This is a genomic window from Chryseobacterium metallicongregator, from assembly GCF_031324065.1.
GTDB lineage: Bacteria > Bacteroidota > Bacteroidia > Flavobacteriales > Weeksellaceae > Chryseobacterium > Chryseobacterium metallicongregator.
The window spans coordinates 256,688-272,012 of record NZ_JAVIXS010000006.1; the positions used below are offsets into that span (position 1 = coordinate 256,688).

At 37.4% G+C, this 15,325-nt stretch carries 11 protein-coding genes; all 11 read right to left on the reverse strand.

Annotated elements, in window-relative coordinates; all coding sequences use genetic code 11:
- Positions 1-7 precede the first annotated feature (7 nt).
- The gene (locus REB14_RS09745; RefSeq protein ID WP_079242875.1) at positions 8-1,090 is read right to left on the reverse strand and encodes an efflux RND transporter periplasmic adaptor subunit; all 1,083 of its coding nucleotides are present in this window, start codon (positions 1,088-1,090) and stop codon (positions 8-10) included.
- Between the two features lie 12 nt (positions 1,091-1,102).
- Positions 1,103-4,255 carry an efflux RND transporter permease subunit gene (locus tag REB14_RS09750; protein ID WP_309522063.1) on the reverse strand — a complete coding sequence of 1,051 codons (3,153 nt, stop codon included), beginning with the start codon at positions 4,253-4,255 and terminating at the stop codon, positions 1,103-1,105.
- 2 nt (positions 4,256-4,257) lie between these two features.
- Positions 4,258-5,655: a TolC family protein gene (locus REB14_RS09755; protein ID WP_309522064.1), complete on the reverse strand. Its 1,398-nt coding sequence runs from the start codon at positions 5,653-5,655 to the stop codon at positions 4,258-4,260.
- 70 nt (positions 5,656-5,725) lie between these two features.
- Positions 5,726-6,133, reverse strand: coding sequence for an HYC_CC_PP family protein (locus REB14_RS09760; protein ID WP_079242872.1), 408 nt, complete (start codon positions 6,131-6,133; stop codon positions 5,726-5,728).
- Positions 6,134-6,276: 143 nt separating this feature from the next.
- Positions 6,277-6,669, reverse strand: coding sequence for a DUF3060 domain-containing protein (locus REB14_RS09765; protein WP_079242871.1), 393 nt, complete (start codon positions 6,667-6,669; stop codon positions 6,277-6,279).
- A 92-nt stretch (positions 6,670-6,761) separates the two neighbouring features.
- Entirely contained in the window at positions 6,762-7,589 is an 828-nt protein-coding gene (locus REB14_RS09770) for an SIR2 family NAD-dependent protein deacylase (RefSeq protein ID WP_079242870.1), read from the reverse strand.
- Between the two features lie 92 nt (positions 7,590-7,681).
- On the reverse strand, positions 7,682-10,720 hold the full coding sequence (locus REB14_RS09775) for a choice-of-anchor I family protein (RefSeq protein WP_309522065.1): 3,039 nt from the start codon (positions 10,718-10,720) through the stop codon (positions 7,682-7,684).
- A 141-nt stretch (positions 10,721-10,861) separates the two neighbouring features.
- The gene (locus REB14_RS09780) at positions 10,862-11,011 is read right to left on the reverse strand and encodes a hypothetical protein (RefSeq protein WP_156106575.1); all 150 of its coding nucleotides are present in this window, start codon (positions 11,009-11,011) and stop codon (positions 10,862-10,864) included.
- A complete protein-coding gene (locus tag REB14_RS09785; protein ID WP_309522066.1) occupies positions 11,008-11,661 on the reverse strand; it encodes an NAD-dependent epimerase/dehydratase family protein in 654 nt (217 codons plus the stop codon). Before REB14_RS09785 ends, REB14_RS09780 begins: the two co-directional genes overlap by 4 nt.
- Before the next feature lie 309 nt (positions 11,662-11,970).
- The gene (locus REB14_RS09790) at positions 11,971-12,855 is read right to left on the reverse strand and encodes a Ppx/GppA phosphatase family protein (protein WP_079242867.1); all 885 of its coding nucleotides are present in this window, start codon (positions 12,853-12,855) and stop codon (positions 11,971-11,973) included.
- Positions 12,852-14,924: a polyphosphate kinase 1 gene (gene ppk1, locus REB14_RS09795; RefSeq protein ID WP_079242866.1), complete on the reverse strand. Its 2,073-nt coding sequence runs from the start codon at positions 14,922-14,924 to the stop codon at positions 12,852-12,854. The genes REB14_RS09790 and ppk1 overlap by 4 nt, the downstream gene beginning before the upstream one ends.
- Between the last annotated feature and the right edge of the window lie 401 nt (positions 14,925-15,325).

Below are 15,325 nucleotides of genomic sequence, written 5' to 3' on the forward strand. Positions count from 1 at the left end.
TGTAATATTATTTAATTATACTTCCTTCTAAAATTTCCTCATTTCCCTTCTTAATAATGGCATCTCCTTCAGACAGCTCACCGAAGACTTCAATCGTTTCATTGAAGATTCTTCCTTTTTTTACCGGAATAAACCGGGCTTTTCCATTTTCTTTTTTAATGATGTAAATGCCCATATTGCTTTCCACTAAAGCCGATCTTGGAATAAAAAATGTAGGTTCATTATTCTGTAAAGGAATCATAGATTCTGCGATCATGAAAGGCTTTAATTCTTTGGAATGATTGATAAAATCAGCCTCTATTTTCTCCGAACGCAGCTTTAGATCTAAAGAACCGGACTTTCTGGATATTCTGGCTTTAAAACTCTTTTCAGGAAGAGCATTGACCCTGAATGAAACAGTATCTCCTACACTGAGGTAAGGAACATTGGCTTCAGGAACGGATAAACTAAGCCGAAGCTTTGAAGTATTCTGCACTACCAAAAGCGGAGTTCCACCCATAGGTCCTACATAAGCACCTAAATCTACATTTCTTTCCGTAATGACCCCGCTGAAAGGAGCGCGGATAACCAGATAGCGGTTGATATCCTGCAATTCGTGGTATGCCGACTTTGCAGCGTTGAGCTGTGCCTGATCAGACAATTTCCTTGCGGTAATCTGATCCAGAGCGTCTTTTGCAATAGCTCCTCTCGTTTCGTTGGCTCTGTACATTCTTTCATAGCTCGATTTTGTTGAAGTGTATATGGCTTCCTGTGCCTGCCATTTTGCTTTTGCACTGGCAGCCTGCGATTGTATTTCCGGAGCTTCAAGAATCATAAGAACCTGTCCGGTAATTACATAAGAACCTATATCTACATTGATTTTCTTGACATAGCTCTGTACTTTGGCAAATAATGCTGTCTCCTGATCGGGAATCAGTTCCCCTGGAAGTTTCAACTCCACTTTAGGATTGCTTTTTTTAATGATTACGGTTTCCATGCTGTTCATCATCATAGGTTTCATTTCCTGTTTAGAAGTTTCTTTTTCCTGATTGCAGGAAACCTGAATAGCAAGAAGACTTAAGATAACGGCTGTATATAAAATATTTTTCATTGAATGTAAAAATTAAGGGTTGGGACTAGAATAATGAATACTTTCCTCATCTTCAGGATCTAGCGAAGGAGAAATAATGCTGGCATTGTTTTGCATCCATCCAAAAACAAGAGGAAGAATGACCAGAACAGAAAACGTAGAGAAAATAAGTCCTCCAATAACTGCCCTGCCGAGTGGGGAAACCTGATCTCCGCCTTCCCCAAAACCTATTGCCATAGGAAGCATTCCGGCAGCCATGGCCAATGTGGTCATAATAATAGGACGGATACGCAGCTTTGCAGCTTCAATACCTGCTTCTGCAGCATTACCTGTAGATTTTCTGATGGTTTCTGCATTACTGATCAATAGAACAGCATTGGCAATAGACACTCCGACAGACATAATAAGTCCCATATACGATTGTAGGTTTAAGGTTGAACCCGTAATTTTTAATAAGGCTAAAGATCCTACAACCACGAACGGAACGGTAGTAAGAATAACCAGAGACACTCTGAAAGACTGAAAAGTTGCAGCCAGCATGAGAAAAATGACAGCTGCAGCAATAAGCAATCCTGAAGAAAGACTGTTCATCGCTTCGTCCAATACAGGTGACATTCCGGAAACTTCAATATTGATTCCTTTTGGTAGTTCACCCAATGACTCAATTGCTTTTTTTACATCTTGAGAAGCCTGTTCCAGATCGGTTTTATGGATATTGGCGGTTACGGTAGTGTAGCCCATTGTTCCAAGGTTATAACTTTCTCCCAATTCTTTTGTAGGGGTAATGGTGGCAACATCTCCTAAAACAGGTCTGTCAGAATTTTTAGACAAAGGAAGACTCGCTAGTTCTTCTTTGCTGTTCAGAATATTTTGAGGAGTTTGTACCTGTACATCGTAGGCAATTCCCATCATTCCTCCTACCCAGAAATTTTTGTTGGTGTAGCGGGTAGACGCAGTAGCAGTTACCAGTGATTTGGCAATATCCTGGGCATCCAGTCCCAATTGAGCTGCTCTTGTTCTATCTATATTAATCTGCAGGGCAGGATAGCTCATTGATTGAGGAATCTGCTGATCACGCATATATTCAATTTCTTTTAATTTGGTTAAAAGCTTTTCTGCATACATACGGTTCATTTTTTTCATCATACCCGAAACTCTTATCTCTACCGGATTATTTGTTCCCTGGCTCAGAATTTTCTCCGTGAGTTCGATAGGTTCAAAAGAGATCTGGAGATCCGGCATTTTCTCTTTATAATATTTGCGGAGCTCATCTTTAAGTTCATCAGAATTACCATCGAATTTTTTTAAGGCAACCTGCATCAAAGCCTCATGTGGCCCTGCATTGTACAGATAGATAGGACTCACTGCAAAGGTGGAAGGATGTTGTCCGATAAAGACTGAAGAAATAGCAATATTGTCTTTTCCTACCTTTTCTTTCAGGTGTTCCAGAAACTTTTTGACCTTTATTTCTGTAACTTCAATACGGGTTCCTTCCGCAGCTTTTATACGAACCTGAAACTGTCGTGAATTAACAGCAGGCAGTACATCTTTTCCCGTGATCTGATAAAGACCTGCTCCAATACATACAACCAATGCAAGACTCAGGCTTACAATTATTTTTTTGCGTTTCATCAATGAAGATAAAAATCCTGTAAAGCGATCACGAAAGCTGGTAAACCAATTGGGTTTATGGTTTTCACAGGTTTTAGGATCATGTTTCATCATCCAGTTGGCCATTACCGGAACAAAAGTCTGTGAGAGGATAAAAGAAACAATCATAGAAAATCCGATCGCCATAGCCAGAGGCATAAATAATGATCCCGGAATTCCGCTCATCATAAAGGCTGGTGCAAATACCGCCAGAATACAAAGCATAATCAGGAGTTTAGGAAATGCGATCTCCTGACAGGCATCCCATATCGCCTGTGCACGTGTTTTACCCATAGCAAAATGCTGATGAATATTTTCAATAGTCACTGTACTTTCATCTACCAGAATACCAATGGCTAATGCAAGTCCTGAAAGAGACATGATATTAATGGACTGTCCAAATAGTTTCAGAAATAATACCCCTGAAATAATAGATATTGGAATCGTCATAATGACAATGAGTGCTGCACGGCGGTCATTCAGGAAAAGCATCACCATAAGTCCGGTAAGTAAAGCCCCGAGAATTCCTTCAACAGCCAAGCTTTTTAAAGCATTTGAAATATAAACTGACTGATCAAATTCATAGGAAATCTGTACATCATCCGGCATATTCCTCTGGATTTTCGGTAATGATTTTTTCAGTTTATTCACCACTTCCAGAGTGGAGGCATTACTGGCCTTAGCAATATTAATGTAAACAGATCGTTTTCCATCTATCAGTGCATATCCGGTTGCAATGTCTGCTCCATCTTTTACTGTTGCTACATCCCGGATATAGACATTATCTGCTGTTTCTTTGAAGAGTGGAATGTCTCCGAGTTCTTCTACTTTTTTTACTGTATTGTTGGTCGGAGTAAGATAATTTGTATCTCCAATATATATGTTTCCTGAAGGTGAGGTAATATTATTACGGCTTATAGCTTCTACAACCTGTTCCGGAGACATATTATGGGCACGGAGTTTAACAGGATCTACATTGATTTCTATCGTACGCGGACTTCCTCCAAACGGAGGAGCAGTGGTAAGCCCTGGAATAGCAATCAGAAAAGGACGTGCATTGAAATTGGCAATATCCTGAAGCTCATTATTGGTTTTTGAATGACTTCTGAAAACCAGCTGGCCTACAGGCTGTGAAGAAGAATCAAACCGGATAATAAACGGAGGAGGTGCTCCGGGAGGTAAAAATACCTGTGAGCGGGTGGAAAGTGCATTGATTTGTGCAATAGCTTCACCCATATTAGTTCCTTCATAGAAATTCACTTTCATCAGGGTCAGTCCCTGAGTATTTTTAGACTCAATACTTTTAATACCATTGGTAAACAAAAGCATATTTACATACATTTTTGTAAAATAGCCTTCCATCTGCTGTGGAGTATATCCATTGAAAGAATGGGCCACATATACTACAGGAAGATTCATTTCGGGAAGAATATCTACTTTGACATCTTTGGCTGCTTTGATTCCGAAAAACAACAACCCCAATACCAATACCATTACAGATATCGGTCTGCGCAATGCAAACTTTATAAGATTCATGTTTAAATTTTTGGTGAGTGGGTAATGGCTTTGGTAATCATTGAAATATCTCCTTTGGAGGCAGCAATCAATACTACTGCCTGCCAGGAATTATTTTGTGCAATCTCATAATTGATTTCAGCACGGTTCAGCAGATAGAGTGCCTGAGTGAAATCAACAATGGTTGTCAACCCATTTTCATACAATGCTTTCTGTTGATTAAAAGCTTCGGTGGCAGCATCCATCTGGATTTTAGACTCAGAGACTTTTGTCAATGCATTTTTATACTTCAGTTCAGAAAGATTCTGTTGATTATAAAGTTCCTGCTGCAGTTGCTGGTAATCGAAATCCAATGCTTTTGTCATGAGTTTCTGTTCATTGACTTTGGATTGGCTTCTATAAAAATCAGTAAGATTCCAGCTGAGATTAAAGCCTACAATATAATTCATCCTGTCAACCCCGATTCCTTTTGCATAAGATTGGGAAAACGCAGAGTTATCCTGAACATAATTCCATCCGAAACCGGATCCGCGTCCCTGAAATACTCCGAAAAGAGAAAGAGAAGGAAGTCCTGTTGTATGTAAGTACATTTCCAGCAGTTTACTTTTGTTAATTTTCTCCGTTATAAAAAGAGTATTGGGATGATTTTCAAAAGATGAGGTTTCTGTAGGTAAAGAAGGTTGGTTTTTACTGAAATAATGATCCAGCTGATATTCTGTAAAGTTTTCGACCAAAAGATCAGATAGATTTTTATTGTATTCCAGGACATGATCATTGGCATTGATGATGGCAGTCTGCGCACTGGACATTTCTGCTTTTGCCAGGGAAGCATCTACTTCAGGGATTAAGCCACTTTCTGCTCTTGCTTTGGCAATGATGTAGATGACTTCGGAACGTTTGTGATTTTCATGCTGTACATTTTCAAGTCGCTGGCTTACCAGAAGATTGAAATAAGCTGCCGCTGTTTTGATCTGATGCTGAAAAATTTCCTGATTAAGGTCTGCCTTTTGAATTTCTACATCAGCTGATTCTACATTTTCTTTGGTTTTAAGTTTTCCGAAAGTGTAGACATTCCAGTTGACGTTAGCAAGATATAAACTTCCGAACGCTGCATTCCAGTTTTGTTCTGCAAGCGGAATAGAAGTGGAGGCTACTCCAAGTCCGCCCTGACCGTACATCGGACCATTTTGAGCATTGATGGTTCCGAAATTTTGCTGGGCCATCACCGTTACTTCTGGAAGATAATATGTCTTTTGAAGCTGAAGCCTTTCTTGTGAAGCTTTTATATTGATTTCCTTTTTTTTAATGGACTGATAATTTTTTTTGGCCCTTAGCAATACCTCTTCTAAACCCGTGATCTGGGCAAAAGATAGGGCAGGGCAGCCCAACCATAAGATGAGTGCTCTGAATGATAAATTCATAGAATATATTTAGAATTAAAAATTGAAAAATAATTGTCCCGATCGGGATCATCGTATGATTCAATCTATTCTAAATTCTATAAACGCAGTGAAGAATGAAAAGGGAAGGGTAATTGAGATGGTATTTTGAAGGATCAAAATAGAAGGTATGTTTTTCAGGATCAAGAATGGTTGCCTGCTCAAAAACAGTTCCTAAATTGTAATACGGAATGGAAGCTGATAAAAACTTGACCGGAGAATTTTTATAAGAATGCGGAAGATTATCTTCTTTACAGATCTTTTTGACTTCCAGTTTACAGCATCCGTTGTGGTTTTTCTGTTTATTGGTCTTGCATTTCGGGCAATCCAGATCAGAGAGTTTTTTCAGTCCTACATGGATCTCACTGGAATTTTCTTTACATACATGTCTGCTGGTCGTAAACCCTGAGGAAACTACGATGTATAGGAGGATAAAAAGTATGTGAAAGATTTTTTTCATTTCGCGGGATAAAATTAAAATGAATATCAGCCGCAGTGTTATAGAATTATGGAGGAAGTTTATATTTTAAAGGAAAATACTTTACTGGAAATTAATTTTAGAATAAAAAAGGCCTAGATTACATTTCTAAGCCATTTTTTATTTTATTGTTTTACCACTTTATTTCCTACTCCCGTAATGGAAACATCAGGTTTTCCGGATTTTGTTCCTGAAGTTCTGTAATAGACTATATTATCACCACCTTCCATAGAGATTTTGTCCACTTTATCGACGTATACTTTATTACCTGTTCCTGAGACCTCAATCTTTTTTGCACTTCCTTTGATCGTTAATGTGTTATCACCACCTTCTACCTCAACAGTTCCTCCATTGAGAGCATATTTGAGAGTATGGCCTACACCTTCTACGTGTACCATCTTATTTCCCTCTGTTTTTTCTACGCCTTTTGTAGACTCTGTTTTTCTGGATTGTGAGAAAGCGGTACCTGTTCCTAATAACAGGATCGTAAGAATTCCTGCAGCTTTAATATTTTTCATTGTGAATTTGGTTTTGTTCAGGGTAAATATAGATATAAAATGCTTTTTTCAAGAATTTTAAAAGTTAAATCATCTTAAATAATGAGGTTGATTTAGGAGACTGTTTTTGCTATGATTTCTTTTATCACCTTTAATACCTCGGTAGATTTTTCCCGGATGATTAAAGCATTCTTTTTATTTCTGATCAAATCCGTGAAATGATTATCTTCTGTATTGATCTCTACGATGAAGGCTCCATATTTGAGTGCTGTTTCTGCAATAGCAATCGGAAGACTTGTTGCTCCGGAAGTTCCGACAATAAAGAGAACTCCACTATTTTTAGCAATTTTAAGGGCACTGAATTTCTTATTGGTTTTTTCATCATAATATTCATCAAACCATAAAATATTCGGACGCATCCAATGCCCGCAATGAGCACAGGTTAAAAGTTCTTTATCTTTCGTGGTAAGATCTTCATCCAGATCTTTGCTTTGTATGTCCACAGGCAGATCCATAATTTCTTTGCATCCGTTTGAGCATTTGATCTCCCGGTTGTTCCCATGGATTTCATAGATTCTTTGGCTTCCGGAACGACGGTGAAGATTGTCAATATTTTGGGTAAGCAGATGAAACCTGTCCTGAAGTTGAGTTTCAATATCTACCAATTCAAAATGACTTTCGTTGGGAGAAGCATTTTCAAACATTTTTTTTCTGAAAAGAGAATATTGCAGAACTTCTTCCGGATGCTGTCTGAAATAGCGTAATGTTCCAAACTCTTCAGGTTTGTGAAACTGAGTTCCTTTCACCCAAATTCCATCTATTCCACGATAAGTGGGAATACCACTGTCTGATGAAATTCCTGCACCGGTTAGAAAAGTAAAGAGATTTCGTTTTTCTTTATGCCAGACTTGTTGAATAATATTCTCTAATTGATTTTCCATTGTGTTATTAAAAGTTTAAAACTAATGAATTTTCCGGTAACAAAAAAGCCCCGGAAAATCCGAAGCCTTTTCAATCAACTAAATATTATATCTTATTTTACAATGACTCTTTTGATCTGTCCTTCCGAAGTTTTTACAAGATAAACTCCTGTAGAAAGATTAGCAGTGCTTATGGTTAAAGCATTCTTTTCTTTCCCAATCAATTTTCCAGACATATCATACAATTCATAATCCTGTTTTCTGTTGAAATAAAGAGTATTTCCTTTATTTACTGGATTTGGGAATATGTTGAATGTTGCCTGTTCAGTTTTAATTTCACCAGTTCCAAGTGTATCAGGTGTGACTACTTCATACATAGATAAAGTTCCGCTGATTTCATTGGCGATAATCACGTAGCCTTGATTGGCTGTAGAATTTTGAGGAGCGATGTAAATGATTCCTTCAGGACCATTGTCACCTCCGTATGCTGAAGTAGAACGTGAATGTTTGTAATCTGTAAACGTAGGGTTATTAGGATCTGTGATATTATAAACCATGACACCACCAGTTCTTTCTAAGGTAATGAAAGCATAAGTCTGCCCGTTGATCTTTCCTAATGCTACTCCTTCAGGTTCAGGACCTTTAGCTCGGCTTCTGTTTTTAGCACCGTTGGATTCATTGTCAGCATTGAAAATCAAAGGATGATAAGTTGAAATATATCTTTCAAACTGATCTCCACTATCGTACACAATCTGTTTCGTATCAGCATTGAAGATAGAGAACGAGCGGGCTCCTAAAGCTGCCATTTCTTCAAATTCTGTATCACTATCCGTATTTCCTGTAGCAGATGAAACCCTGAATCTTCCAAGATTATAAGAAGCCTTTAAAATATTTGAATTGGGGAAAAGTACAGGATCTAAAGTATAAGTATTAGCTCCCACAGTTGTTCTCTCACTATATCCGGAAAGGTCTTTTTCATCACCTTCATTGGCGGTTACAATATAATTCGTGCTACCTACCTTATAATTCTGTACTGCATCCGGAGTATAATAGGCTTTCACCGGCCAGTTGGCAATTAAAACCTCTCCATTATTGTCTGAAGCATCAAATCCGTTCCCCGGAATACTCATGTCTTTTTTGCCTAATCCCCAAATTCCTGTGATGGTTTTGGTTGCCAGGTTAATCTCTGCGATGGCATTATTTTCCTGAAGGGTTACCCATGCTTTCTGACTGTCTGCACTGATGGTTACATATTCTGGTTCCAGATCCTGAGAAAGCGTATTATTCGTTCTTACTTTTCGTAAACCGGTTGCTATTAATGCTGCTACCTGAGAATCAAAACTATTGAAATTAAGAGTCGTTACATTACTTTGGATAAGATTTCCAATACCTCCGGAAATATCTATAATACTGATGGTTCCTTCAGGATCGATAGTGTAAGCATCATTAGGTTCTCCTTCATTGGCAGTCACTACTTTTGTTCCATCAGGAGAGAATGTTACCATGTCTGGCAAAGCTCCTACTGTTACCTGTTTCAGGAAATTTCCGTTGATATCAAAAAATACTACAGATCCATTTTGTTGAGGATCAGTATTGGGAGATGCAGCTGCGATGATTCCGTTTTTCACAGCGATACTTGTGATACCACCATAAGGAGCCATATTCACTGTCTTTATGACTGAAGGTATTGATGGATTACTAAAATCAATAATATCAAAAACATCCGTAATCGAGCTGATTGTAAATAGACGTTGTGTTGACGGATCATGAACTACAATTTCCGTAGAACTGTTATTATTTCCTGAAGGATCAAAACTTAAGAGATAGTTCAGTTGGATCTGATTGGAAGGAACCGGAGCCGGTTTATCATTGTCTACAATATAAACAGTTGCAGAATTGTCCCCTGATATTGTTGCTCCAACAGGATTTTCAAGGCTTACCACAAAATATTCAGCCTGCTGTTCTGCCACTGTGTCATTAATAATCGGAATATTGACGGTGTAACTCGTTGTAGATGGAGTAATATTAATAGTCTGATTGGCTAAAGTAAAGTCATTGGCATCAGCAGTACTGAATGGCGCTGGTTTTACAACAAGGTTTACCGAAGAGGCAGAAGGATTACTGATATTGATTTTAAATGCAAGATTTCCGGCATTTTCATTGACTTTGATGAAATTCTTCTCTAAAGAAATTGTTGTTCCTGCGGTGGTAAAAGTACTGGAAGTAACAGCTGTAACTCCATTATCACTGAAATCTTCAACCATATTTGGCTTAAGGGCCAGATAATAGGTTTGTCCCGGCACAAGTCCGGAAGTTGGAATTACAGTGATGGTATTGTTACTGAAAGTCGTAGTGAACGGAACTTGCGTACCTGAAGAATTCCCCAGACGGAAATCTATAAGATTCTGGGCATTAGAATTATTGATTGCAGAATTATCTGTTAATCTTACATTTTCATTAAAAGATAATGTAGGATTTACAGTCGTTGATGCGTTATTGGTACTATTGGCAGGCAGATAAGTGACGGTTGGTGGAGTAGTATCTACATTTCCTGCAGGAGTGGCATCTACCGTAAAGTTATCAAAACGGTTATTTCCTCCTGCTCCACCTCCCGTTGCGGAAAATTCTACTTTTAATTTAAAGTTAGGATTGTTATTGGCTCCCTGTATAGCAGAAAAATCCAATGTAACCAGTTGTGGATCGGCATCCTGAGGATTCACAGTCTGGAACTGTACATAAGTAGTTCCATCTGTGGAATAAGACCATGTCTGTGTTCCTGCTCCCTGACCGGATCTTCTGGTGGTGAATTTAACAATGACATTATTATACCCTGTTGTAGGAAGATTAAACTGTAAAGCTCCTCCAATCGGATTATTGAATCTTAAATGGGCTCCGGAACTATCACCGTTTCTTGCATTTAAATTTTGCAGACTGAAATTCTGTCCGGTACCTCCGGCAAAATCAATAACACTTGTACCTCCGGCTATGGCTGTAAGAGAGCCGTTCACCAACGTAGAAGCAGGTGTAGTAACTGTAGCTGTAGAAGTATTATCGTTAAAATTCCAGTAATGAATAAGTGTCTGCCCGAAAAGACCACTCTGAAAGAAGAATGCGGCAATCACAGACCCTTTTAATAGGTAGTTGTTGATCATTTTTTATTTCAATTAGATAAATACAAAAATGAACTTTATGTTTCGCAACTATTTTAATGGAATTTTAAGAAATGTTTAAAAAATAGGATTTTCTCCGATAAAAGGTAAAATTATATTCGAATGAGAAACTTTAGAATGGAATTATTTTCCTGATTTTCCGGAAAAATTTAAAATCGTTCCTGATTTATTTCCCTCCAAAGGATGTTTCTGCATATAAAAATATCCTGAAACAGCAGTCACAAGCAAGAGTACAAAAATAACCAGAACAATTCTTTTTAACATGTCTCTCATAGCGCTAAATTTTTAATATCTCTAATTTCTAAAGTAGATGTAGGGTATCCTTTTTGTGTTACATTGATCATTGCTCTACCCACTTCGTGTAAAGTTAATGATTTTGACTGAAAAAAAACAGGAAAAATCCAAATAAAAGGTTTAAAAAACCATTTTACATTGATTTGACCTTCAACGGGTTTCATGAATCCGGGACGGAAATTATAAGCTCCCCTGAAACTCATTCTTTTCAAATCATTTTCTGTTCTGCCTTTTACCCGTGCCCACATTAGTTTTCCACTCTCCGTACTGTCTGTACTTGCCCCGGATACATAGTTGAACACCATTTCAGGATTTTGGTTCAAAACAGCTTTGGCAAAATGAAGCGTTGTATCATAAGTAATTTTGGTATACTCTTCTTCGTTCATACCTACACTGCTGATTCCAGCACAGAAAAAACAGGCGTCATAACCCTTTAGTTTTTCATCATGAAGATCTATTGAAAGGAAGTCAGAAACAAGGTATTCTTTCAGCTTAGGATGTGTTTTTCCAGATGGCTTTCGGCTTATACTGAGGATTTCAGAGACATTTGGATTTTCAAGACATTCCATTAAAACACCTTCGCCTACCATTCCTGTAGCTCCTGTAAGAATTATTTTGATTGGGTTCATTGCTTTGCTATTGATATGGGTATGACGAATGAAGATGAGGTTTTACTTTAAAATTAGGATTTTTTTTTTAATTAAAAGATAAAAGATGCTGTCTTAAATGTCTGGATTCAATAATTCAATAGGGGTGGGCTTTAGCCCGCCTTAAAAATAAACCATATGCCACTGGCTTTAGCCCAAACCTAATGACAGGGATTGCTTCGTCACATATGAACCATGTTCGCAGGCCTTCAGCCTGTTCGCAATGACAAAAAGCCTTTAAAATAAAAAGCCAGCTCAAAAATGGCTGGCTTTCAATATTATTGTCTGTTGTTACTTTTTATGTTGCAGCTGACTGTAAATATTATGGATCAATCCGTCTGCCACGGAAATCTTTGGAACAAAAATTTTGTTGATATCAGACCACGACATCACATTGTTGAAGATACCCAGAGCATGTACAAGTACATCGGCACGGTCTTCTCTCAGGTTGTAGTTGGTCATTCTTTCTTCTACTGACAGCTCATTGAATTCTTTGTACACCTTTTTCAGATGAGACAAAGACATAGGTTTTCCGTCTTTGGTTTTACTCATAGAGAATACTTTGTTGATGTTTCCTCCGGAACCAATGGCAACAATTGGTTTTTTGCTGACGATATTTTTTTTGATCTCATCCTTCATTTCTTTCCAGTTGTCCATTGTCACAAGATTGTTGAGAAGACGGATTGTTCCGATATTGAAAGATTTTTCATAGACCATTTTACCATTTTCATAGAAGGTAAGCTCTGTAGAACCTCCACCAACGTCAATATATAGATAGGCAAATTCTTTGTCAAGACCTTCTGCAACATGATTTTCATAAATCAGGGTAGCTTCCTCATCACCGGAAATAATTTCAATATTGATTCCTGATGTATTTTTTACCAGATTGATGATATCATTACCGTTGGCAGCATCACGCATAGCACTGGTAGCACAGGCTCTGTAATGATCTACTTTATATATTTTCATCAGGTCACTGAAGATTTTCATGGAATCAATGACCATTTTTTCTCTTTCCGGACCTATTTTTCCGATGGTAAAAACATCCATTCCCAGTCTCAGAGGAATTCTGAGAAGGTTGAGCTTGATGAATTCAGGCTTTCTGTTATTAATCTTTACTTCATTGATAAGAAGGCGGGCTGCATTACTCCCTATGTCTATCGCTGCTATCTTCATTTTTTGTTTGTTTTAGCTTTTAAATATTTATAGGTTTCTATTTGTGATCGGCATTCGTGTTTATCATTTCTTACGTATTCATTGCTCAGCTTTTTGTCTAAAATCCTTGCTTTTACGTTATCTTTAAGTTGGATGTCCAGAATATCTTTTAATTCCTTCTTAAGGTTCTTATCAGTGATTTTAGCGGCTGCTTCAATTCTGTAATCCAGGTTTCTGGTCATCCAGTCTGCGGAAGAAATGTACATGTCTTCAGCCCCTTTGTTGTAAAAATACATCACTCTGGCATGTTCCAGGTATTCGTCTACAATGCTGATGGCTTTTATTTTTTCTTTGAACTCCTTTTGATTGACGGCACAATAGATCCCTCTTACGATCATTCTGGTCACCACTCCGGCTTTGGCAGCTTCATATATTTTTTCAATCAAAGCACGATCACTCATTGAGTTGACTTTAACGATGATTTCTGCTCTTCTTCCTGCTTTGGCTTCTTCGATTTCTTTATCGATATGGTGAACAATCTTTTCACGCATAAACTGAGGGCAAACTAATAAATTTTTACAAGTTTTCAAAATAGGAATAAAGTCATCTTTCGGTTTTTTCAAAACATTGAAGACTTTATTGATATCCGCCATGATGCCACGGTCCGCAGTCAGCAGCAGATGATCACCATATATTCTGGCTGTTTTTTCGTTGAAATTTCCGGTACTTACAAAGCCATATTGTATGGTTTTATTGTGTGCTCTCTTTTTGATGACACAAAGTTTGGCATGTACTTTTTTATTAGGAATCCCTACAAGAACCGTAATTCCTTCAGGCTCCAGCATATCTTTCCATTCAAGATTGGATTCTTCATCAAATCTTGCCTGAAGCTCCAACATTACAGTTACTTCTTTACCATTTCTGGCCGCATAGATCAAGGCATTAATGATTTTTGAACTGCTTGCCAGACGATACGCTGTAATCTGTATTGATTTTACATCCGGATCCATAGCGGCTTCACGAAGAAGATCAATCACCGGATTGTATTTATGGTAAGGGAAGGTAAGAAGGACATCTTCTTTTAAAATAACATCAGTTACTCTTTCTCCATGTTCAAATGCCTGATGTGTAAAAGAAGTTCTTTCTACAGGTCTTTCATACTTTTCAAAAACATCAGGGAAATCCATGAAATGTTTGAAATTATGAATTTTTCCTCCGGGAATGATGCTGTCTTTTTTCGTTAAGTTCAGCTTTCTGATCAGAAGTTCCAGCAAAGCTTTATCCATATCTTTATCAAAAACGAAACGGGTTGGTTTTCCCTTTCTTCTGTTTTTGAGTCCTTTCTCTATTTTTTCTGCAAAATTGGTTCTGATATCATTATCAAGATCCAGTTCGGCATCTTTTGTTACTTTAAATGCATTGGCTGCAAATTCATCATACCCGAAATAAGAAAATATGTGGGGAAGATTGAAAGTAATCACATCTTCCAGTAACATTACATTTTTTTCTTCCGGATCTTCAGTTGGCAACAATACGAATCTTCCCACAAAACGGGAAGGAATTTCAATAATAGCATAATTGCTGGAATATTGCCAGTCCTTTTTTCTCATGGCCACTCCCAAATAAAGACTTTTGTCTCTAAGGTAAGGCATAGGTGTATTTTCATGAAGAAGAATTGGAATCACATTGGATTCTACCACTTCATCGAAATATTGTCTGACAAATTCTTTTTGTTTTGCAGTCAGGTTTTTGGAATTTTTAATGAAAACTTTATGATCAGCCATTTCGGTCTGGATTTTTTTCCAGGTTTTATCGAAATTCAGCTGTTGCCTCATCACCACTTCATTGATTCGCTGAAGGATTTTGGTAGGAGGTTGGTAGAAAGATTCAGCAATCACTTTTTCCTTAAAATCCATGGCACGCTTTAATCCGGCAACACGTACTCTGAAAAATTCATCTAAATTGTTGGAGAAAATTCCAAGGAAACGTATTCTTAAATGTAAGGGAACTTTTTCATCCATGGCTTCCTGCAAAACTCTCTCATTAAAGGCAAGCCATGTAATATCTCGTGGATTAAAGTGTATTGACATTCTAAATGTGTATATTTTATCAAAAATAATCATTCGTAAAGACTCTTCCTCTATTTCTTAGGTTAAACTTTGATTAATTTTTAAAGATTGGTGAATTAATCTGTCGGATTAATAATAATCATATTGATAATCAATGTGTTTTTACGGTATTGATATTGATCAAATCTTCTTTTTATGAAGAAAAATGAAGAATACATCTGATAAGCGATGACAGTTTTTTGTGTCTATATAAAAACCTACCAGAAAAAAATCTCAAATAGCTATTGAAAATGTTAGAAGGCTTATTCGTGGCATTCTGATAAAGTTTGGTAGGAAAAAATTTCCACATTAAATCATAAAAAACCCCATTTTATCGGGGTTTTTATTTTTATTGTGTCATTTTGTCATAATTCTTCAAATGG

Coding starts and splice junctions, on each gene's coding strand:
- REB14_RS09780 (WP_156106575.1), bottom strand. CDS start 11,011: ATGAGAGACATGTTAAAAAGAATTGTTCTGGTTATTTTTGTACTCTTG.
- REB14_RS09760 (WP_079242872.1), bottom strand. CDS start 6,133: ATGAAAAAAATCTTTCACATACTTTTTATCCTCCTATACATCGTAGTT.
- REB14_RS09785 (WP_309522066.1), bottom strand. CDS start 11,661: ATGAACCCAATCAAAATAATTCTTACAGGAGCTACAGGAATGGTAGGC.
- REB14_RS09790 (WP_079242867.1), bottom strand. CDS start 12,855: ATGAAGATAGCAGCGATAGACATAGGGAGTAATGCAGCCCGCCTTCTT.
- REB14_RS09745 (WP_079242875.1), bottom strand. CDS start 1,090: ATGAAAAATATTTTATATACAGCCGTTATCTTAAGTCTTCTTGCTATT.
- REB14_RS09770 (WP_079242870.1), bottom strand. CDS start 7,589: ATGGAAAATCAATTAGAGAATATTATTCAACAAGTCTGGCATAAAGAA.
- REB14_RS09750 (WP_309522063.1), bottom strand. CDS start 4,255: ATGAATCTTATAAAGTTTGCATTGCGCAGACCGATATCTGTAATGGTA.
- ppk1 (WP_079242866.1), bottom strand. CDS start 14,924: ATGTCAATACACTTTAATCCACGAGATATTACATGGCTTGCCTTTAAT.
- REB14_RS09775 (WP_309522065.1), bottom strand. CDS start 10,720: ATGATCAACAACTACCTATTAAAAGGGTCTGTGATTGCCGCATTCTTC.
- REB14_RS09765 (WP_079242871.1), bottom strand. CDS start 6,669: ATGAAAAATATTAAAGCTGCAGGAATTCTTACGATCCTGTTATTAGGA.
- REB14_RS09755 (WP_309522064.1), bottom strand. CDS start 5,655: ATGAATTTATCATTCAGAGCACTCATCTTATGGTTGGGCTGCCCTGCC.